The organism is ANME-2 cluster archaeon (genome assembly GCA_014237145.1).
Taxonomy (GTDB): Archaea; Halobacteriota; Methanosarcinia; order Methanosarcinales; family Methanocomedenaceae; genus Methanocomedens_A.
Map to the genome: position 1 here is coordinate 39,283 of JAAXOC010000042.1, position 23,483 is coordinate 62,765.

Annotated in this window: 18 protein-coding genes; 10 read left to right on the top strand and 8 right to left on the bottom strand. The window is 39.9% G+C overall.

Features of this window, described 5'->3' with window-relative positions:
* The first annotated feature begins 233 nt into the window (after positions 1-233).
* The 8 genes from HF974_05875 to HF974_05910 all read left to right on the top strand — a co-directional run bounded on the left by HF974_05875 (position 234) and on the right by HF974_05910 (position 12,571).
* Positions 234-629: a hypothetical protein gene (locus tag HF974_05875; protein MBC2697863.1), complete on the top strand. Its 396-nt coding sequence runs from the start codon at positions 234-236 to the stop codon at positions 627-629.
* A gap of 79 nt (positions 630-708) precedes the next feature.
* On the top strand, positions 709-1,428 hold the full coding sequence (locus tag HF974_05880) for a hypothetical protein (protein ID MBC2697864.1): 720 nt from the start codon (positions 709-711) through the stop codon (positions 1,426-1,428).
* A gap of 281 nt (positions 1,429-1,709) precedes the next feature.
* Positions 1,710-2,273 (top strand): signal peptidase I, encoded by a 564-nt coding sequence (locus tag HF974_05885; protein MBC2697865.1) that lies wholly within the window; start codon positions 1,710-1,712, stop codon positions 2,271-2,273.
* A 92-nt stretch (positions 2,274-2,365) separates the two neighbouring features.
* Positions 2,366-3,436, top strand: coding sequence for a hypothetical protein (locus HF974_05890; protein ID MBC2697866.1), 1,071 nt, complete (start codon positions 2,366-2,368; stop codon positions 3,434-3,436).
* On the top strand, positions 3,433-9,810 hold the full coding sequence (locus tag HF974_05895; GenBank protein ID MBC2697867.1) for a hypothetical protein: 6,378 nt from the start codon (positions 3,433-3,435) through the stop codon (positions 9,808-9,810). Before HF974_05890 ends, HF974_05895 begins: the two co-directional genes overlap by 4 nt.
* Before the next feature lie 59 nt (positions 9,811-9,869).
* Entirely contained in the window at positions 9,870-11,963 is a 2,094-nt protein-coding gene (gene ccsA / locus HF974_05900; GenBank protein MBC2697868.1) for a cytochrome c biogenesis protein CcsA, read from the top strand.
* 113 nt (positions 11,964-12,076) lie between these two features.
* A complete protein-coding gene (locus tag HF974_05905; GenBank protein ID MBC2697869.1) occupies positions 12,077-12,319 on the top strand; it encodes a hypothetical protein in 243 nt (80 codons plus the stop codon).
* A 9-nt stretch (positions 12,320-12,328) separates the two neighbouring features.
* Positions 12,329-12,571 (top strand): hypothetical protein, encoded by a 243-nt coding sequence (locus HF974_05910; GenBank protein ID MBC2697870.1) that lies wholly within the window; start codon positions 12,329-12,331, stop codon positions 12,569-12,571.
* A 494-nt stretch (positions 12,572-13,065) separates the two neighbouring features.
* Here the strand turns inward: HF974_05910 and HF974_05915 are convergent, their stop codons facing one another.
* The 8 genes from HF974_05915 to HF974_05950 form a co-directional block, all read right to left on the bottom strand.
* Complete coding sequence (locus HF974_05915) at positions 13,066-13,383, bottom strand: hypothetical protein (GenBank protein MBC2697871.1); 318 nt, start codon at positions 13,381-13,383, stop codon at positions 13,066-13,068.
* A gap of 63 nt (positions 13,384-13,446) precedes the next feature.
* On the bottom strand, positions 13,447-13,941 hold the full coding sequence (locus HF974_05920) for a hypothetical protein (GenBank protein MBC2697872.1): 495 nt from the start codon (positions 13,939-13,941) through the stop codon (positions 13,447-13,449).
* A gap of 2 nt (positions 13,942-13,943) precedes the next feature.
* Positions 13,944-14,249, bottom strand: a complete 306-nt coding sequence (locus tag HF974_05925) for a hypothetical protein (protein MBC2697873.1) — start codon at positions 14,247-14,249, stop codon at positions 13,944-13,946.
* A gap of 286 nt (positions 14,250-14,535) precedes the next feature.
* Positions 14,536-15,441 (bottom strand): acetyl-CoA decarbonylase/synthase complex subunit gamma, encoded by a 906-nt coding sequence (locus HF974_05930; protein MBC2697874.1) that lies wholly within the window; start codon positions 15,439-15,441, stop codon positions 14,536-14,538.
* Between the two features lie 175 nt (positions 15,442-15,616).
* On the bottom strand, positions 15,617-17,047 hold the full coding sequence (locus tag HF974_05935) for a hypothetical protein (protein MBC2697875.1): 1,431 nt from the start codon (positions 17,045-17,047) through the stop codon (positions 15,617-15,619).
* Positions 17,048-17,148: 101 nt separating this feature from the next.
* Positions 17,149-18,699, bottom strand: coding sequence for an Hsp70 family protein (locus HF974_05940; GenBank protein MBC2697876.1), 1,551 nt, complete (start codon positions 18,697-18,699; stop codon positions 17,149-17,151).
* Between the two features lies 1 nt (position 18,700).
* Positions 18,701-19,414 carry a nucleotide exchange factor GrpE gene (locus HF974_05945; protein ID MBC2697877.1) on the bottom strand — a complete coding sequence of 238 codons (714 nt, stop codon included), beginning with the start codon at positions 19,412-19,414 and terminating at the stop codon, positions 18,701-18,703.
* A 44-nt stretch (positions 19,415-19,458) separates the two neighbouring features.
* Entirely contained in the window at positions 19,459-21,969 is a 2,511-nt protein-coding gene (locus HF974_05950; GenBank protein MBC2697878.1) for a tetratricopeptide repeat protein, read from the bottom strand.
* A gap of 416 nt (positions 21,970-22,385) precedes the next feature.
* On the opposite strand from HF974_05950, the gene HF974_05955 reads away from it, so the two are divergent.
* Positions 22,386-22,646 (top strand): hypothetical protein, encoded by a 261-nt coding sequence (locus HF974_05955; GenBank protein MBC2697879.1) that lies wholly within the window; start codon positions 22,386-22,388, stop codon positions 22,644-22,646.
* 349 nt (positions 22,647-22,995) lie between these two features.
* The gene (locus HF974_05960; GenBank protein MBC2697880.1) at positions 22,996-23,220 is read left to right on the top strand and encodes a type II toxin-antitoxin system HicB family antitoxin; all 225 of its coding nucleotides are present in this window, start codon (positions 22,996-22,998) and stop codon (positions 23,218-23,220) included.
* Positions 23,221-23,483 lie beyond the last annotated feature (263 nt).

The window sequence follows — 23,483 nt, forward strand, 5'->3', positions numbered from 1 at the left end:
AATGAAACTATTTGCTAATACTGACAGTTACTTGATTCTATAAAGAATTCTCACACTTGTTTATTAAGTTTTTTGATTTGAATCCCATCAAGCCATATATTCAGTAGATTGTACTATTTTTGTACACAGTATGTGGGGAGCATCATTTACCTGAAATTCAGATGCCTGAAAATAAAAAAAGTCCCATAACACTTCAAAAGACTTATTAGGCATAAGTGTATACTTATTTCTCTATGCGGTTAATTTATATCATTATGCTTATTACACTAATTATGGCATCTGGCTGTCTTGGGGAAAAGTCAATCATTAAAGCCAATGTTACAATTACAGAGCACAATGGTACACCAGTCATAGATAGTATTGAGGCTACAAGTGCAAAAGTCAGTAAAGTTGAGAATTACAGGGAGGTATCGCCACGTTTACCAGGCGTTAGTATGAAATGTATCAGCAACATGAGGCATATCGATTACTGGAGATCGGTCGATTACAATGGCTCAGGAGAATATGAGTTGATATCCGAGTTACGAATAATACCTGATAAAGGAGAGGGTGTTAATGTAATCATCGAGGTGGTTGACAGTAGTGGTAACGTGATGGCCAAGAGAACCGAGACCATCACATGGAAATGAATTTACATGTAGTTTTTAGCTAAAATCGAAAAGCGTATATAATATAGGGAAGAAATATTACTTATAATGAGGAAAAATTATGAAAGCTAATCAGATAATTTTATTGGCAATTGCTATAATTGCAATCGGATTATTCATTATTCCCAGCACGTTGTCAATGTTTGTTGGGACGCACAGTTTTTTCAGCGTCAGGACAGCTGATGCTCAATACAGAATGTGCGAGAGATGTCACTGGGATGAGGTTGGAGAATGGGAAGCAAATACTGGTGCACATGCTACTTACCGTGACTACTACAAGAGTGTACAGGGTGGTGGTGTGGATCCAGGTTGTTTCTGCCACCAGATCAATAGTAGCAGATTAACAAGTTTCCAGTTCGACGTCAGCGGAATAGATAATCACAGCTTTGAAATATGGAATGAAAGCGGCGATATCAACAGCAACGATCCTACCACGTGGGAATGGCGAACTAACTCTACACCACATGTTGCATTTACTGTTGCGTGTGTAGACTGCCACTATAATGCAAGCACACAGTTAAATAATTCAGCCGAAGCGCATGGATCCTTCTATAATGCTACTCTTAATGCTACAGGGATTGGAGTATCTGAAAATACTGCTTGTCTTGCATGTCATAGTATGGTTGGACTGAATATCACGATGCAACGCAATCTGGGTGGACTTGAGATAAATGCTAATCACACTAACTACACTGCCGGTAATAGCTGGGAGATAGAGATCAGTATAAATTCAACAAGAACAACAAATAGCACATATTGGGGGGCAAATGAAACCCGATAGTTGATCCGGAAGGATCAACTTTTTTCTTATTTATTTAATTTACTGAATTAATTATTATCTGGAAAATGTCATATGTTAATCAGATTATCAATATAATAATCTACAGTTCATTTTACCTTTATTATAATCATCTATCTCTGTTAATTTTATTTTTTCTAACGCTTTTATTGTTCTATATTTTATATAAAAGAAATAGTAAATTAGGAATTTTATTCCATTTAATTGGTCCATTCATAAAAAAAAGGCCGTACCAGAACCAGAAAAAAAATATTCAAATCCGGATGAAAAGTTATAGCAAACTATCCAGAAGACCGAGCATCCTTCAAGTAATAATCCCATTGATCATTACTGGATTGACAGCGTATGTCATCCTAAATCAGCTTGTATTTTTCGCCATCATAACCTCAGGAAGCATGTCCCCGACCCTTGAAGTAAAGGACCTTGTTCTTATGCAAAACCTGAAGATCGATCCACAGCAGGGAGATATAATCATGTTTGAGACAAAAGAGGCAAAAATGCCAGTCATCCACAGGATATATTCTGGTTCGGAAAACGAGATCAGGACAAAAGGTGATGCTGTGGAATTAGTGGATAACTGGATAATTAAAAAAGATCAGATACAAGGGGAAGCGATGATATTTCAGGGCAAACCTATAGTGGTCAAGGATATTGGTGAATATTTACTGTTCGATCCGAATAATGTTCGAATTACCAAGTATGGATCTGAGATGTACAGGGTCAGCCAGATCATAAAGAATATCAAGAGTCTTGGTCTTACAATATTCATAATTTGTATATTGCTTTATATTTTCATAAATTTCAGATCCACTGGCAAAAGTTACTGAATATTTCTTTAATTTACAGGTAAACGAAATTCTGCCATGAAAAAAAAAATGAAAGAAATAAATAACATAAACCAACCTATTAATTAATATACATGACTAAAAAACCAGATATTTCACTTTTAGAAAAATTTAGTATATTATATTTGTTATTCATGGCAATTTATTTAATATACTTACATTACACGCCGGTGATAGATGTACTGTCAGGTAAAGAATTCAAAGCGCAGGATTTTATTGTGAATCTGACTATTGTAATTATTGGGTTATGTGCTTTATGGGGCGGGATTACTCTGGCAAAAAGAGCCATTGCCCAGGAGCAGCTGATTAATATGGGGTTTGAACACGGGGTATATAACAGGCTTGAGCCCATCCTGCAGGAAATCGCTGGCACTCAGGTTGTGATCGATAAGATGGATGAACAGCTGAACAGTATGAACATCAATATAGATCGCCTTAGAAAACGTTCGGTCGAATTGAAGATCCCTGGAACCGAGCCAGCGTTCGGGATCGATATTGCCGCACAGATCTCACGTTTTCTTCGATTGATCATATTAATTAACATTACTCTCGCAACATTCATATTTCTCTTAAATTTCACACGCAGTTATACTCCCTTTATACTGACAATGTTGTATATTCTCTGGTGGCTCGAAATAACCTATGAATACACTCTTTGGGAACGATCATCTGTATATTGGTGGGTTTTTATCCCGATACTTACCATACCAATCACAACAATACTGGGCGATATAATGTATGGAAGCGGGATTTTGATTGGAGGCATGGGCATCTTACTTGCATTATATGTAAGTGCATATTATACCTGGAGCAAATATATTATCGAGGGAATTTTACCATTTGATTTGAATAAGCCCATCAGTAGAATTCCCAGTGATAATATAACTTCTTCACATTTCTTTCCATCCAGAATATATTTCATACAACATCATTATAAACTAGGAAAAATTTTAATAACTATCTCGATCATTTTCACATCTTTATTAATAATACAATTATTCAGCGTAAATATATATTACATAAAATTCCTACCAAATTTTTCACTTGATCAATTTGTATTCTTAGGTATTTTTTCAATAATATTTTATATATTGGGTGTCAGATTGAAGCACAATACAAAAGAAAACGAAACGGAGACAATATGATAAAAATCAACACTGCACGGATATTGTTATTATTTATACTAACGTGCAGTGCAGGTACTGTTGTGGTTCAGGCACAAAATTATACTGTGATAATGAACTACGGTCAGACTCCGTATCAACTCGGATACTTAAGTCAGGGAAATGCCACAGGCTGGACATGGTGGGATACTGATGGCGGGATGCAGCAAAAAAACCTCATTCTGGTAAGTATTATGGAGAATGCCACACCAGTCAGCGGCCTCTCACCACCTGCCTGGACACAAGACAGTTCAGAGAGCCACATAGGAAGTCATAGCTGGAAGGCAGGGGAAGGTATACATAGCTGGCATTATCTCGACGACCATACTACATCCGGGACTCCACTAGAGGATATTGTCCTATCAGGATCCCAGGAAAAACCGGGTTTCTTTGCAAAAACATATATCTGGCTTAACGAATTGATCACAGGTGTTAATTCCGCTGCTGTAGGGCCAATGATCAACCTGACATACTGGACTAAGTATGATATGACAGATAATTACGGTTTTGTCAAAGTTTCAGCAGACAGGGGAGAAAACTGGGACACACTTGAAGAATATTCAGGTAACAGCAATGGATGGGTGGAAAAAACAGTCAACCTGACAAAATATGATGGACAACAAATACTTATAGCATTCTATTTCAGTGTAAATAACAATAACGATGAAGAATGGTGGATAGATGATATAAAAGTGATATCAGATGGCAAAGTAATCTTCAGCGATGGTGCTGAAAATCCCCCACCTGTACTCACAGTGAATGTTACTTATCCGCATTTCAAATATTCGAGTGGTGATTTCTCAAGTGAAAAAACAACAATAGGCCTTGTGGAGGACTATGCTCATCAGATATATTACGGAGTGTTCAATTATCCGGATGATGCTTATACTGGTGAATACCAGGTCGATTTCAGCACTACAATAAATTCCAATGATCTTCAGGCATCAACCAGTTTCAGTACCACATTATGGGGCTGCCAGGCAAGAGGCTGCCATGATTCATGGAGTCCAGAGAGCAATCCCTCTGAGCGTAACCCGACAGTTATGATACATCCTGATGACATTACATCACAACTAAGTGGAAACTGCCTGAGCGTTTGTCACAGTACCTATTCATCGCAGTTCCTGCGGGCAACTCCCCTTCACCTGCATGACCTAAAATACGGTCATGAGGGTGGATTTATTTATGGTTCAAGTGGATGGACTACTATCTACAATAACACAAATGCAAACGTGCAGATGTATTATAAAACATCTGTTAAGCGACCCATTCCACAGACCACATTCAATGTTGCCTCCCATGTAACAGTGGCAGAATGCACTGACTGTCATACTAATTTTATACATGATGGAAGTGGAAGTGATACCTATGATATCGCCACTCCCGATTCATTAAACGGAATAACATACCAAAATCCAACAGGTGTGCATAACACAGTATCATGTGAAGCATGTCATGGAATCTACAGCAAGATTGCAGGGGAGGGGTTATATTACCCGCCATTTGATACCACTAAACAGCTAAGCGATTCGATTGGGGACTATGGACCTGAGTTCATGTCATACGAAGCGGTGACAAAAACCTATATAATAAATATGGATAACTCCGGAACAATTGATGTGACCGTAACCGGTGATGATAATGAATATAAAATATTTCTCTCACTTATCGGACCGATAGACAATACCAACGGTCTTCAGGATTTAAACACTACTGACCCGTGGGATGGCACCTATTGTGTACCCAGCGTCAATGGAACTGCCACATTCGCATTTGGATCAAAAATATATTTTCCATCGGGTGACAAAATTCGCGGTGTTACTTTTGATTCATCTCCAAAAAGCGGTATATGGATAGCCAGGGTATTCCCGCGGTCCCCTGGTACTTTTAATTATACAATAACTTCAAGTCATCCGATCCAGCAAAAACCTGTTATTCATATACCATGGAACTGCAGCGAATGCCACAATCCTGATGCAATCGGAAGTTTAGCAGGAGCTAATACCCTCAAACCCATGCCTTTGTGGGATAACCAGGGATTATCATATACCCATACTGATCATAATGACGATGGCAAGGATGACGTTACTTGCAGGTTATGTCATAATTCATTCCATGATATTTCAATTAAGAACTGCACTGACTGCCATATTCAGCGGCCTGGCGGTCATAACCAAGCGAATTATTATGACATGGGATATACCGGTTGTATGTTCTGCCACAAGGACCCGCATTTTGAACCCGAGGCAGCAGCTGGTGGTAATTGCACTGACTGCCATCTGCAGGGTGGTACAAATGCAACATCGGATCTGATAATAAGTAAGGATGGTTTTTTCAATAGTGCACACAACAACATTACAGGAGATTTCAATGCCAGCAATTATTCTGATATATCCAGGGTCTGCTGGGGATGTCACGTAAATTATACTGAACAGCTTATAGATCCATTCCATACCAGACGTGCATCAGAATTACCTGATTGTGAGGACTGCCACTTTAGTAAAACACCGTTAAATGGCGAAAACCTGAGAAAGATACCGCCCATACAGATCCCTGAACACCAGCCTATGGGTGTGGATGTCCAGACAAACATATCTACCAACTGTACTTTCTGTCATAACAATTCACTATCCATTTCGATACCGACTACAAATGTCAAATACGCTGAAGCCAAGAACTATGTTTCTCACTATGTGGATACTGACAATTTAATGACGACAACCAATAATACCACTGACTGTTGGTGGTGTCACTTTGTCAATTCAGATAATGTTTCATGGGGTATGCCTACAGATCCCTTCAATTCTACCCACTACGATCATACTCCATTAAAACTCTTTAATAGCATCGACTGTTATCCATGCCATATTTCAAACAAGGTAATGGATAATGGCAATCCACAGGCAGGGTTTACCTTCCATAATGACAGTATGCTCCCCGGTGCCGGAAAATATTGTGTGGACTGTCATGATATAGGTGGAATGGTAAATGAAACGTACCAGATCGATGTACAGGCCATGAACATGTCAGGTGCGATACATTATGATCTCAACAGAGTTGCAATCGACACAATGGATCCAAATGAAGATCCGAATAACGTACGCTGCTGGGCCTGCCATGGTGACGGAAACCTATCCGAAGCTGCCCAACCCACAGGCCATCCTGACAATTACAGCACTCCCAAGAACTGCGGTAACAGGGAATGCCACAATTTCAACCAATCGATCTTACATGAACCGATGGTCTATGAGCACATCAGGTATGTGGATGATATCGACGAGCATGTTAACACAACAGCAGATTGTTCGGTATGCCATAAAAACAGCATCGTGAGCCACGGGGACAATTTAGTTCCTAATGATACCTCACTGGTATCACATTACGGATCGACCTGGAACCTGGTAAATACATCAGACTGTATCTACTGCCATCTCGATGAAGACAATGCAGAGGAATGGGGCAATGCACCTGATCCAAGAAACCATACGGATTATACCTTTGTTGAAAAAACCCTCATTGCCGGCAGGCCGTGGAAACTTGTGGATAACTATTCCATCACGTTATTAGAAACCACAAGTAATGCTGCAATGTTCATCTTTGAAAAAGATGGTGAGCTGCTTGAGCGTGATATCCTATCCCTGGGTGATGAGCTTAATTTCGAGATCAGCGGGATAGAAGACGAGAACACCAGTATCGTAAATTTCACAATAACTAAAATATTCAAAGGAAGAGATCCATATGCATATGTTGTTGAGTTGTCTGGAGATGTGCTTGCATCACGCATCCACAGAGAAACAAATAATATAGCGTGCTATGCCTGTCATGACCGTGAATATCGTACAAATGAACCGGACGGCAGGGATTACTATATCCTGGAAAAGGATGATGAAAATGTCACTCTGGGACGTATATATGTCAATTTCGAAGAGAGTGATAAGAAAGTGCTTAAGATGGGAGAATTCTGGGATCTTGGAGAAGGTTATAATCTTTATGTTGCAGATGTAAACCTGCAAAGCACTGCTACACGGCTGCAACTGTATAAAAATGAAACGCTGGTAGAAGACACAATAATAAAAGAGGGAAGCAATTTCATACATGAAGAACGGGTTTTCGATCGGGATATTAATGTGTTCAGCGCAAAACTGGATATTGTTTTTGTTGGTACAACAACCCAGGCTATTATACTAAAGGATGTGAGGCTCATTGCAGGTGAGCAGAAAGTACTTGACGGCGATCTATGGATACTACAGACCAAGAAATTATTAAGGGACCTGCCGCTGGATAGCGTCATAACAGTTGGAGAAGAAACTGGGACATTCCATGTTTACACTCTTTCACCTGGCGAATACAGTTCGGACTGTATCAGCTGCCATGCAGGAAATGGAGTAGCCCCCATTAAAATCGATGTGGATACTTTCAAAAAGGGTGTACATGCTTATTTGAATCAAAACGCAACCTGTAACACTTTTATCACTGACGAGGCAAATAAAGCATGCTGGGCATGTCACGGCAATGGCAGCGAGCCTGATGAACATCCTACGCCCTACTTAGGTGAGCGCCCGCCAAAAACCTGTATTAGCTGTCATGGGTACTCGCAATTTGATGCAACGCAGGTATATACACACTACCAGAATGCTGAAATTTCAACAGATTCAACATGCTGGGACTGCCACTTTAATACTGTCATTAATAGCACCTCTAAAAATGTAAAGGCTGCAACATCCCATGATTCAACACGGGAAGACCTTTTAGATACCTACAGTTGCGATGTATGCCATAACAATGAAACAAATGCACCCATATGGGGAGATGCACCACAGGTTACAAAACATAATGCAGATAATGACTGCACCCTATGCCATGCAGGTGAGGGAGTTGAGACATTCCATGACAAAGGAATAACCATAACAAGGAATTGTGAAGATTGCCACGTTGACAAACAACAGGCAAATGAATTCAACCTGAGTCCAATTATTACACACTATCCGGGTGCACCGGATGATAGTGTAAACACCCTGAAACGTAATGAGTACACCTGTCGTGTATGTCATAACGCTACTAATGAAACATTACACCTAAACCTTGAAATAAGAGAATACCGAAACGAGACTATGGGCTATTGCTTCCCGTGTCACAGCGTTGAAGGAGAATTCCCCCACAAATCAGAAGCGTTGATAGAGGTACTGCGTCACGGATCCGGTATAAAAGCTATTTCTGGCTGTGATGCATGTCACTCTCCTGAAGGTATTAGTAAATTCCATACCCCAACCTTGTTGAGTAAGGGCACTTTTAGAGGCGCGGTCCGACATGACGTTGATTGCCTGGATTGTCATCCTGAACATGAAGGTAAGGAATATCAGCCGTTTGAAGGCGTACTGTGCGTCGACTGTCACACTGAATACGGTTCAGTCCATTATGCGGGTGCAGAAGTAAAAATGACGAATCAAACCACTACATGTGTCCTCTGTCATAATGAGGAAGCTGATATATATCATAACCTGACGTACTTTGTGGGCGATATGACAGATGAAGTCCTTGAACCCTGTCGTGATTGTCATAAAGACATCGAATCCCTCAAGGAACATGTCAGGTCATTAAAGATCATAGGGGGAACCATGGCAACCATTTCGCACACAGTATCAGAAGTTACAATAACTTGTGACTCTTGTCACAATGTCACTGGAGAGAACAGGTTCCACTTTGATTCCTATCCTATGGGTACTGTACAGGACCCTGGCTGGCCGAACTGGACAGCAGGGAATGTTACAAAATGCAAGGACTGTCATACATATCACGGCGGAGCTACACCTTTCAATGCCACGAATATGGGTACCCAGGGTCTTTCACCCTCGGGTACAGCTCATGGTTTGGCACCTAACTGCACACTTTGCCACGGCGGGGCTGACCCTATAAGTTTCCATACTCTGGCAACTTCCCAGTTTATACCTCGTCTGGCAGTTACATTAAATCCTGAAGAAGTATTCCAGGGAGAAACGAGCTTCTTGCAGGCATCAGTAGTGCTTCCAACGCTTACAAAAGTAACGGGTGCTGAATATTTCATTAATAATATGGGTAAGGAAGGATACGGGGCGCCTCTGGAATTTGTGGTCGGCGAGTCAACCGATTCATCTGTCTTGCTTGGGGCAGTGATAGAAACATCAGACCTATCTACAGGAAAGCATACTATTTTTGTACATGTGAAAGACTCTTCTGGAAAATGGAGCAATGTTGATATCGGTGTGCTCACAGTGAAAAAGCCTGTAGGACTTGCAATTATTGAGATTTTATTAAGAGATATTGTACCTGCATTAATTTTTATTGCATTGTTATTTTTAATCTGGAGACGCTTTAGATGATTATTGGGAACATACTCTTATATATCAGTTTGATATCTTCATGCTTAGCTGCTGTTTATATGTTTACCGGTAGAATAAAAACAAGCATCCAGCTATTAAGAACCGCAGCTTTTTCAGCAACACTTGCTGTGCTGTTGCTGGCATTTGCCTTTATATTCCTGGATTTCAGTCTGTTCTATGTCTGGCAGCATAGCAGTGCAGAACTTCCGGTTTTTTATCGGCTGGCTGCTATACTGGTAGGCCAGGAGGGAACGTATTTGATATGGGCATGGCTTTCCATCATAGTAGTACTGCTGTATACAGAACTGCATGGGATACACGACCGGACAGCTATGATCACTAATGTATATGCCTTAATATGCTGTGCTTTTTTGCTTGTCATGACAATTACAATGACACCTTTTAGATCAATATTCGCAGTAAGTGGAGCTTCAATGCCTACTTCAGGAAACAGCATCAGCCCGGAGCTTATTGATATTTTAATGCCGCTGCATATTTTCACGACTTTTATAGCATATGCGTTTACAATCATTCCTGCTGCCATGTCACTGGCTTATCTCACAAAAAAGAAGAATATGCCGGATAGTAAAAATTATCTCCGTATAGCATGGTTATTTTTGAGTATTTGTATAATCGTAGGCGCTATATGGGCTGATCGTCTTTTAGGCTGGAACGGTTTCTGGCAGTGGGACCCGATACAAGCGCTTTCATTGTGTACATGGCTTTTATTGACAGCTGCCTTGCATGCTGTTGTTCGGTTGAATGTGGGGGAATATAATAGATTGTTCCCACTGTTATGTATCGGGACATTTCTTGGATCTTTATATATGACTTTATTAGCAAGAAGCGATGTTTTTGGTTCCATCCACAGCTTTCCCGGAACACCCACGTGGTGGATGATTGTTGTTTTTATGGCAATTGTTATTGTTTTTTCATTAATTATGGCTTTAAGGCCTGATAAGACTGAATACACTACATCAGACAGTATTTATATTTTTAAACCATCAAATACTTTTTATTTTACCATATTGATATTGATCATGATGGCGTTTATTGCCTTCTGGGGACCGACAGTGTATTTAATTCTCGGTTATATGGGCCGGGAGATAATTATTCCAATGGAATTTTATAATATATTGTTTTATCCCCTCGTTGTGGTCCTGTCTTATCTTACCGGTATCTGCTTGCTGTACGGAAGAGTGAGGAGCCGCACACTGGCATATGTTGGCATTATTTATTTCACCATATCCATTATACTCGCTGTAGCAGTACCGTACGGCACCCATTCTGTAGCAGCATCCTATACTGGTTCATCTTTTGAAAAGATATTAGGCTCAATTTCTGTTACTTCTTATATACCTGCTTTTTTCTTTGTTACAGGTAGTGTTATATTTAAAATGGTCAGAGATTTAAAGGTAAATAATAAAACAGCATTAATTCATCTAAATGGAATCAATCTTATTCATGTTGGATTTGTTTTCATTGTTCTTGGTGCCATTCTAAGCACTTCCTTTGCGACTTCGCACCATTTTAGTTATAGTTTATCCGAAAAGGGTGAATATAAAGAAGATGAAGGTATAGTTTTGCGGTTTTTGGATTATAGAGTTGAGAAGATAGGTTCGGACTGGTATCAAACCGTAGATGTTGAAATATTTGACGATAGTGAGTATAAAGCAAGTCCTGTTTTTTTGAAAAGTCGACAATTTGGATATATTACCCGCCCGGAAGTAAGACACGGTTTGCTTTCAGATACCCAGATTGAATTCCATGGAACTCTGCCACACCAGATTGAGCTTGAAACTATCGAAATAAATATTAAAAAGCAGCCATTTGCAATTTTTATGTGGAGTGGATGTGTGCTGCTGATCGTAGGTGTGTTACTCACACTTTCATCTGATGTTATTCGCAGAAAAGGATGGATATTGTCATACCTGAAATTTGTCATGAGTAAGCCTGTATCTGATATTCTACCTTTTGAAACAAAAGAATGTAAGATATTAACTTTATCTATTCCGGTAGCTGTTATCATAGGAACTGTCATAGCCATCTTTGTGTATGAAATGCTGGGTTATTTGTATGCTTTTTATGTGATTCTGGGCGGGGCTGTTATCGTATCTGTAATTACTTATCTATTAAAATTCAGAAAATCTTGAAAAAATATCTAACTCAACTTTCTGCCCAACAACATTATATCTGATTGCAATCCATGTTTAATTCTAAAGCAGTGTCGTTTGGAGTACCGTCTGCCTGATAAGGAGGAATATCCATGATATCTAAAATGGAGTACCTAAAAAAGCGATACAAAGAAATGTCACAAGCCCAGCTTGAACTTATTATTGTACAATTGGACAGGGAACTTGAAGATAATCCTGATTCTGTTAAGGATGAACTATGTATTGCAGTGGATGCTCTGGAAAATAAAAAGAAAAAAGCCCATGGAAAGAGGAGGCATAGGCCGTGTCTTCCAGGCAATTTTGAACACCAGTTAGATGTGGGTGAAGAATTCTAAGGCAGGGATATGATGGAAGATCGTATACTGGCACACCTGGAAATTATCGAATCGGTCTATGGTGTTGAAATACTGAACAAGTCCGGGGTTGTGCAGTGGATTGAGGAGATAACCGATGATGATAAACAGGCCCTGACTATCGCAACAGCCTTGAATACATGGATCATGATGAACAGTACAGGTACGGGCCTGGAAATACCAATCACTGTGCTTGAACAGATACAGGCGAATCTGATGTCGAAAAGCAGATAGGACCTTGCCATGTTCAAATGTAACAGAAGACGCTTATGGTAATGGTAATATCGTGAAAAAAGAGATATTTCAATAAATCCATAAAGAAAATGCTCACTTAGTTCGCATTTTCTAAACCTACTGTCAAGTCAACATCAAAGTGTCAGATTATGAAGGGAATAGGGCACAATTCTAAAATCAAATTATTTCAATAATAATATTAGACGCAGATTGACACTGATACATTCACTTCCGCGGGAAGTGAATGCCTGCTACGCCTTAAGGGCGTGCAGGTTACTCAGATGCAACCTTAAATCTGCGTAAATCAGTGTAAATCTGCGTCTTAAAAATAACTGGGAAATGGAACAGTGTCAGATAATATCTCTAGCGATATTGTATGGTTGACTTGACACTACAGTAAAGTATATACTTTCCAATACATTCAAAAATAAAAATGCAGATGGGAAAAACCCATCTACCCGGCCCATGAAAATATTCAGAATTTACGCATCCTCTCACTCTAAAGGCCAGTTCTTCTCCATCCAACCCGGTATCCTGCCGCTATCTGGCGGTCCGATCTTCACCTTCAGTCCACTGGCATCCTCCATGTCACCCTGCAAACGGACAGCCAGTCCCGGTAAAATGACCGTATTGTGCCCAGTCATCTCGCCGAAATCGAAACCAACCATCTTAAACTCATCAGACACCTTCTGCCCTGTCATCTGCCCATCTGCCACCGCAGTCTCCACACCAAGTCCGTCAGTATCTGTAGCCAGCAGGTAACAGTCAATACCGCTACTGGCCAGGTCGCTCTCTACAGTACAATAGGTCAATGTCTGTTTGGTTCATGTGACTCTATAAACAAAATATAATTTTCCAATACTCTCAGATATATTTTATATATTATCAGCAAAAATTTCTTCAAATCGTGTTATTCTTGTCCGGTCATTTTTTTCAATATTGCTAATCAAAGTTTCAATTTCTTTCCTGCCAAGTAAGCGCTTGATATAGCATAACCTGAATATGTCGACAATATCCAACCACTCCACACCAACATCTTTGCAATACATCTTCGCCTTTTTATCATTGGTAGCGAAATCTACGCCCTCTTTTTTACACAAGAGGATGGATGTCAGTTCACCGGCATGGAGATATGTTAATTTTTCTTTCATATGTTCATACTCCCGGGTTAAATCAGAGTCCAGATGGATGACCTTGAACCTTTGCTTTAGGATATCGTCAACAAAATCATACCCTACTTCCTTTGCTATTAAAAGTTCGTTATACACTTCAAAAGTAATTGCAAGGTTCGTTTCTGGAAATAGTCTTCTCAACAGATCTGCTTTGCCTATCTTACCAAGCATGCTCAAAATATCTGTATCGAAGATCATGTTCAGAGGTATTTTTTAAGTTTCCTGTCCATTTCTACAGCCTGTCTCGCCTCTATCTCCCGCATAATTCCCCGTTTACCCAATATATCTTTAAATTCGATTGTAGTCACTCCAGCCATTTCAGCTGCCTTACTTAAGGATACTTCTTCTTCTTTATAAAGTTCTATCGCTGCATTAACCTTCAGTTCCGCATTCTCCCTGAATAGACTTCTCATGGCATCTTTTATTACTTCTAATTCACTCGAATAATACCCCGCATTCACCAGTGCCTTCACTTTCCGATCCACACTAACTGACTGCGCTTCCATTATTTATGCACCTCTTAATCATAATAAGATTATTTTTCTTATAATAAAATCCTTTCCTTCCCGATCAACCAACAGACAACGATATATTTAACTGGCAATTCAAATCGTGTCACCACAAATACACATCCGGTCCACAATACCGGAAGAGGCGGGCATTGAGAAGGATTAAATTATTCCCAACTGCACCGCCTGCCATAACGCCACGCAGTATAACACAAAAGATAAGAAATATCGATTAAATTTCGTTATCAAATATTCCTTAACGTAACAGAATTTACTTATCCTCTCACTCTAAAGGCCAGTTCTTCTCCATCCAGCCAGGTATCCTACCACTATCTGGCGGTCCTATCTTAACCTTCAATCCGCTGGCATCCTCCATGTCACCCTGCAAGCGGGCAGCCAGTCCCGGAAGAATGACCGTATTGTGAGCGGTCATCTCGCCGAAATCAAAACCAACCCTCTTAAACTCATCAGACACCTTCTGCCCTGTCATCTGCCCGCCTGCCACCGCAGCTTCCACACCAAGGCCGTCAGTATCGGTAGCCAGCAGGTAACAGTCAATACCGCTACTGGCCAGGTCGCTCTCTACAGTATAATAGGTCAATGCAAAGTTGGTTGTCACGAAAACAGGAGAATCCTTGCCAGGCGAACCCACCTCATACACCTTTGGGTCCACCTTTACAGGCGTCCTCGGGTCAGTGTAGATAGTATCCCTGATATGCAGCTCCGGCAGCAGGGCATAAGGCTCGATACTGTGTACTATCATGATATCACCGTAACGCACCGAGAATACCGATGCCAGTACGGTCTCCCAGTAACTGGCAGAAACAGGGTCGTCATTGGCAAGGTATGCCGTCATAGGCACTGCCAGCAGCGGGAAAGCAATATCACGCTGCCCTTCCCTGATTCCGGCACGCCTTATCATAAGGAAATTCTCAAATGATTCCCGTAGCGACTTCCCCTGCGGATTTGTGCCAGGGTCAAGTACCAGGTCCTCACGTCTCATCTCCAAAAACGTAGCTGTCAGGCTCTTTAACGTATCCAGGTCGTCAGGAGAGAATAGTACCAGTGGTACATCGTACTCCATAACCAGGTCGGCCACGCTCATGGTATCCCAGACATCCACAGCAAGTGCAGGCTGGTTAAAGAATGTAAGCTGGTGACGGTATAGTATATCATCGCCACCCCCCATTTACAGTAGTTTTTCCAACATACACTTTAATAAAATATTGTGTTCAAGTTTTTATCTTTGGATAATTCTTGTAATGACCAATTGGATGCACAACATCACTAAAAATAAAGATGATGTGAGCGCATAATATAGGCCTGCAATGTTCGTGTATTCCTGATTGAATTAGTGATTGCACTCATATACGATATTTATCTTTGATACTGTTGTGATATTTTATTATAATTATTACCATTATGATAATTATGAATACAGACAAAATCGACGAAATTGCTGCGCAAATTGCCAGAATCATGAATATTCCAGCAATAAAGGATGTACTATGAACAATATCTTTCTTAAAGTCTATAATAACAGAACTGGCTGAAGGTATGTCTTGGTTAGAACACTGATAATCGAATAAGCGTTCTGAAAAGAGCCATGTAACTAAAATGGAAGCAATGATACCACAAACGATTCCACCAGCTACTGGAGAGTGATTAGACAGCGCCACTAAACCTAACAAAAGAAGCCCAATTAACCAATAAACGCCCCCAATAATATTATCATCGCCGTCGTCGTTTTTCATCAGTAATGGGGAAACAAAAAAATAAATCAGTGCAAAAAGAAAACTCCAACCTAAAGAACCTATTACACCAAGAACTAAAATAATATAGAGTAAAGACAGGCCCACACTTGTGGAGATAGGACCTCGAAAACGCTCATGAAACTTCCAATAAATTTCATAGCCAATAGCACCCAAAAGTAATAAAAAAATAAACATAGCTCCGCCACTACCAAACGTTCCAAACAAAGACCCTATAGCTGCTCCAGCAAATACACTAGATATGCCCAATCTTGTGCTAAATTGATTTAAAGCATCTTTGTAACCCTCTGTGCCAAGTTTGACTGTGATTTGAGAGTTGCCCCCATTAGTTTTCACATCAATGACGCCAGTGCCTGCAAAGCCAGACACAAGGCCATCAGTGTCTATAGTAACTACAGTCTGTTGTTTATGCATGGAAGGATCAATATGATCAGGAACTCTAATCCATAGTTGTGAAGCTTTGATTGTTCCCCTCAAAGCTCCGCCTCCCACATTACTAATGGTAAAACTTTGGGACTGGCTCTTTCCAAGTTTGATGTTCTTGAAGTCCAGATAATCACAATCAACTTCTAATTTGGGCACCCCAAGAGGTTGAGCTTCGGTTTCGCCTATAGTTGCGTCATATTCTTCAGCAATTCTCTGGATAATCTCTTCAGCTTCCCTTTTTGGTATTTCTTTTCTCTCAGCATCTTCTAACAGCATTTGATACTCGGCAGGGGTAATTATCCCATCCATTGATGCTCCATGCACCAACTTTCCAAACTCTTCTTCAGGACTTGTCCCAATTATAGTTCTCTGCTGCTCTTGATACCATTTGCAAAATTCATTGTACTTCTTTGTATCACTAAAAACCTTTTGTGCTTCCAGTATAGTAGCCATTTTGAGATCCGCTGTGACCCCATGCTTATTCCTCCATACTCTTACTGCCTTTATAATCTTTTCTAGATTCTCTTCTCTGGTGCAGGAAGGTTTTATTTTGTCTTCCTCTTCCTCTAATTCTTCATAATAATCAGAAAATGCCATCGTCTTACTCTTGTTTCTTAAAGACTTTTCTCTTTCATATAATATAGTGGCTGCATTCTTGCTTTTGCGAAGTGATGTTCTCCGTTAGTAGAAACAAATCTTCACTTAACAGTCATACCAGCAATCTCCTTTGCAATACTTTCCTGTTGTTTCTCAGTAAGAAGCGATGGATTGTTTATAACTATATCCAACTTTTTGCCGGTAGATAACTCCTCAGCAGTAATATGAATCATATTTTCTTTATCATAAGTCATGGTTGTCCTGATCTCAGGAACGCCTTTAGGCATTGGTGGGATATCAGATAGGACGTACCCATCTTTGTCACCTATGATAGTACAATATTCGGGATCATCGTCCTCGCCCTGAAGAACTATTATCCATACACTAGTTTGATTATCGAACCTCGTGGTATATGGTCTTGACTCTTGTGCCGGTATCTTATGATTTTTTTTGATGATGATGGAGTTAAGATCCTTGCCGGTTTCTGAATCTGTAATACAAATTCCGAGGGAATGAGGGGTTACGTCCCCGATCTCCAACGATGGCACAGTATCAAGGTTTGCATCGACAACCTGTTTCCCAACTCCATGAGCAGCAACTACTGACGCGCCTATAGCTACAACCTCATCTGGATTTACGCCAACATCAGGCGTTTTTCCTGTCAGTTCCTCAACCATTTTCTGTACCAATGGTATCCGAGTTGAACCGCCAACGAGGAGTATGTTATCTACGTCATTCCAACCCATTTGTTTTCCGAGTTTCTCACTCGCAGCATCAAGCGCTTCTTGGACCAGATCTATGCTATTCTGTAATCGAGGGCGGATAAGATCCTCAAATTGATCTCTCTCAAGTTCAATGTCCAGTGTCTTGCCAAAAGCTGAAAGGCTCACATAGGTCACTGTATCTGCTGATAGATCGATTTTTGCCTCCTCAGCACGACTATAAAAATCCTGATATGTCCTGAGATCCTTTGTGGGGTCTGTGCCATGCTTCTCTTTAAATTGATCCGAGAAGTACTCGACCAGCGCAGCATCAAAGTCCACACCCCCCAAAAACTTATCTCCATCAGAAGTTATAACCCGAATTTTCTGACCAGTAACCTTCATAAACGTTATGTCGAAGGTGCCGCCACCAAGGTCATATACCATTACCAGCTTTTCCTGCCCCAAATTTTCTAAACCGTAGGCGATTGCAGCAGCTGTTGGCTCATTGATTATCCTTAAGACCTTAAGCCCAGCCAACTCTCCAGCAGTTTTGGTTCTATTTCGTTCCATGTCTTGAAAATATGCGGGTACTGTAATCACAGCTTCATTAATTTCCTCTCCAAGCTGCTTTTCAGCGTCTTGCTTTAATTTCTTAAGGATTAGGGCTGAAACTCCTTCCGGTCTATGCGTCCTCTCTTTATCATCAGTAAACTCCCATTCAGGTTTGCACATATGGCGTTTTGTAGCCAAAGCTACATTATACGGTTCTGCGATGGCAGCACGTTTAGCTCTTCCTCCAACTACTACCTCTTCGTCACGGAATAAGACTACTGAAGGGGTAGTGCTATTTCCTTCGCTATTCATGATGATTTTCGGCCTACCTGTTTCATCTACAACCGCCATCGCCGAATGTGTCGTACCGAGATCTATTCCAATTACTTTTGCCATTTTATTCTCCTCCGTCATATTTTTCTACAACAACCATTTCAGGTCGTAGCACAGTTTCCTGATACATGAATCCTTTATTAATTACTTCAATAATAACATCATCGTCTTCTGGATTAGATGTGGGTTTCCGCTCTATCGCTTCTTGAAAATCCGTGTTAAACCTTTTTGGTGCATTTTCTATCAAGCGAACTCCTTGTCTTCCCAATATTTGTAATATCTCAATTCGAAAACTCTCAAGTGACATGTTGAAGTCATCGGACTCTGGCAAGTTGGCATGCTTTCTAACATCTTCAATGCGGTCAAATAGTTGGACAATATCCAAAAATACTCTCTTTTGAAATTTTTCAAAGATAAAATCTTTTTCATATTGTTGCAGTTTCGTGGTTACAGTCTTAATGAGTTCCCTTTTCGCTTCGTCACGATCTATCTTTTCCCTGAATAATTGAGTAAGTTCTGCTACATTAGTTTCAAGCTTTGTTAGTCTCGTAGCGAGAGTAAACTCTTCTTTTTCTGATTTGTCCTCTTTTCGAGGCACTTTAGTATCTTTCACATCTCCATTAACCACCCCTGCACAGGCTGTCCTCAAAGTCCAAAATTTGCAAATTTTAGGCATTAGTTTTTGATTTAAAGGATTTATTGAATTTATTTTCCATAGAAATTTTAGTTTTGGGATGGCCTGTGCAATACAATTCTTTATTCCAGATATTTTACCCATATCGCTGAACCTCTTTATTTAATATTGATTTTAATTTATCCCAACTATTCTTTCAGATTATCGATATCTTCCTTGTTTTTATGGATTTGCTGCTCAAGGTCGTCGATTGCTTGCCAAACATCAGATAACTCGTGCAAAGTATTTTCCCCAATTTTATGAGAATCCCACAAAGCCATGCCAAAGTCGGTGACAGCATTATTTTTCTTTCTTTCGAGATTGTATAATTCAACTTTCAGCTTTCCTTGCTTTGCAGTGGACGTGACTGCATCCCCCAGTTTTCCCAAAAATCCAGACTTTTTCTGCCCACCTTTTGCTTTTTCCACTTCTTGATTTGTTCTTCTTATGAGAGCGTCGATTGCCAAAATATCATCCAATTTGTTTTCAGCAACAGGAGATAATTCGGATGCGTTTTCTATGCATTCTGAATAAGCCAGTTCTCCTGCTTCACTGAATTTTTTGGTACGTTCTTTTGTAAGGCGGTTGATTTCGGAGTTAAAGGTGTTAATTTGCTTATTTATTTTTTCAGATTCAGCTCTTTGTACAGTGGATTGATCTTCCTTCAATTCATTTGCTTTTTCTATACATTCTAAAGCATCATCGAGTTTACCAAGTTTATTCAATGCTTTTGCTTTCTTAGCCCAATAATCAGCGTCATTTGGATTTATTTCAATAGACTGGTTGTAGCAACCAATTGCTTGTTCCAGCTCACCCATTTCTTCCAATACATATCCTTTATAATACCACGCCTCGTCATTTTGTTCATTGATTTTAATGGTATTATCAAAACATTCAAAAGCTTCATCATATTTTTCAAGTTGAGCATATACGTATCCTTTCCAAAACCATGAATCATCATTATGGGGTTTTATCTCAATAGCTTTAGTAAAACACCATATTGCTTTCTCTTTTTCACCAAAACCTCCAAAAGTGCAACCCAATTTTGTAAGCATCGTATCATCGATACTTTTGGGATTTATTTGCAGAACCTCATTAAAGCACTCGATTGCCTCATCATAATTTTCAAGAGCAATATGGCTACCCCCTTTATATAACCATGCATGTTCATTTTCTGGATCAAGCTCCAATGCTTTTGCAAAACATTCTACCTGAGTCTCAGTATCTTCCGTGTTACGCCCTAATTGAAACCATTCGTAAGCAGTTTTTCCTTCTAATTTTTTTTCATTGGTATATCCCTTTCTTAATTTCCTAGCTGAACGTTCCCTATTGTTTCTTGCATATGCATTATTTGGGTCCAGCTCCAATGATTTATCAAAGCAGATGATTGCCTCATCCAATCTACCAAGGTTGCTAAGAGCGAATCCTTTGTTATCCAATACGACAACATTGTCTGGATCGAATTGCAGTGACTTATCATAGCAAGTAATTGCCTCATCATACCTTTCCAGAAGGCTAAGAGCATGTCCTTTTTTATACAATGCCGAAGCATTTTCAGGATTGAGTTCCAGCACTTTATCAAAGCAAGTGATTGCTTCATCTAATCTACCAAGTTTAGCAAGAAGGATGGTTCCTTTGTTATACCATGCACTATCGTTATCTGAATCTAAATCCAATGCTTTATCATAGCATTGAATTGCATCATCATGCTGACCTAACTCGCGAAGAGCATTTCCTTTGTTATACCATGTTATAGAATCGTCTGGATCAAGCTCTAGTGATTTCGTATAATATTCCACTCTTTTTTCCGGGTCTTCTGCGTCCACTTCCAATTGAAAGCATTCGTCCGTAGTTTTTGCTTCAACTTCATTTTCTACTTTATAGCGAAGGGCTTTTTCTCTGAGTTTCAATGCATCATCATTCTCTGGATCTAACTCTAATGCAGTGCCACAGCACGTGATTGTTTCATCAAACCTTTCCAAATCATAAAGGGCAAATCCTTTAAAAATCCACGTATAAGCATCATTTGGATCGATCTGCAATGACTTATCAAAGCATATAACGGCATCATCAGATACCTTTAGCAATCCAAGGGAAGTCCCCTTAATCTTCCACGCTTTAGCATTCTCCGGATCTATCTCCAGCGTTTTATTACAACATGCAATCGCTTCATCATGTCTTCCAAGATTGTGAAGAGTGCTTCCTCTATTGTGTAATATAACAGCATCATTTGGATTAATTTGTAGTAATTTATCAAAACATGTAATTGCCTTATCATACCTACCGATGTTGCAAAAAATATGTCCTTTGTCATTCAATGCACTAATATTCTCCGAGTCTATCTCCAACGCCCTATCATAGCATGTAATCGCTTCCTCATATTTTTCAAGGTCACGAAAGACGTATCCTTTGAGAATCCATGCATGAACATTTTCTGGATCAAGCTCCAGTGCCTTCTCCAAGCATGTAATTGCCTCATCAGACCTGCCAAGGTTACGAAAGGCGTCTCCTTTGGAACCCCACGCATAAACGTCCTCTGGATCAAGCTCCAGTACTTTCGTAAAACATTCCACCCGAGTCTCAGGATCTTTCGCGTTAGCTCCTAATAAAAACCACTCATTCGCAGTCTTTTCTTTTTCCTTCGTTTTAAATAAACCCATAATATTACTCCATACGGATGAAATGTATTACTGGTTGATGTATTTTAAGAATTTTTTACAAAATTATCCGTTAAAACTGGCCTGCCGTCGAATTTTTGGATTAATACGACTTATGACACTTGGGGCATGTTGATCTGCCCTTTCCACAATCACTGCACGCAAATGCTCCGCAGTGCGGGCATATCTTTGTTCCGGGCCATCCTACGTCTCTATCGCCTTTTCCACATATATCACATTTTATTTTCGCCATGATTATACCTCTGCGTATCTATACTCACCAGCCACTATGGTCTCGCCTATTATATATCCCTTTATGCTTATTTCATCCTACTGATTGCTAACGTATCCACGTTATTACTACCGCAAATGTACAATTATTCTATATAAAGATGTTTGTCCCATTCTTTATATGTTAGATGGAACTGAATATCAACGATGAGATAAAGATTAAAATTTTAAAGCAGTTGAGTGATGGAAAGGTCTATTCATTCTATTTACTGTCGAAAAAAGTAAAAGCCAACAACACAACAGTCAAGAAAAACTGCGCATTCCTTCACACAATCGGACTTATCAGGATCGATGATGTCACTTCGGAAGAGAGTGCATCAGGCACTCCATCCTACAGAGTCACAATCACAGAAGATGGACTGAAAGCCGTTCGATGGCTTGCACACTGAAACACACATGACTACTCCACCGTATCCGATAGAAGATGAAATGCAGACTATAGCATAGAGTTTTAGTCCGATCAAATCAATAACCGCATTGTGTGAAAATTACCAATGTTGGCAATTTTAGGCGCATCCCGATTTTAATAAAAATGAGAGTGGTACCGGTCTGCACATATAAGGCAGGCATTTCATTGAGAGCGGGCCACAGAATATGAGTTTGGGAAGATGGGCAAGGTGGGGTATGAGTGAGCTATTGGCGGTATGGGTGAACAGCCGGCGAAGACTTTGATATTACAGGGGTCAATGTAATCATTAAATACTTTCCAAATCAATAATCTTCAAGGAGATTTTAATAATGGAAAAATATACGCTCCCTGTTGTAATAGAAAAAGACGAATATGGCTATTTTGCAATGTGCCCGGCATTGCAGGGCTGTTACTCCCAGGGGGATACTTATGAAGAAACTCTTGAAAATATAAAAGATGCTATTTGCCTGCATTTAGAAGATATCCTCGAAAGCGGAGAGGCAATTGAAAAGATGAACTCTTTCAGCCTTGTTGCTCTTGAGGTAACTGCATGAGCGACAGCAATTCCCGTTTTGTCTCTCACTGCATTTTTTTGATCTTATTTATTGAGTTTTTAGTCTTACATCAGGTATACAGAAAGCATAAAATGTCTAAAATACGAACCACTGAATAAATATATTTAAATTATATGAAAGAAATCATTGAAAAGGCTATACCTATCAGTAGAAGGGGATCTGGATCAAATTCACCCTTAGATCACGTTTTTTCAGAGGTACATTGTCAAATTATTCATCAAGATAGAGGTAGATATTCAAGA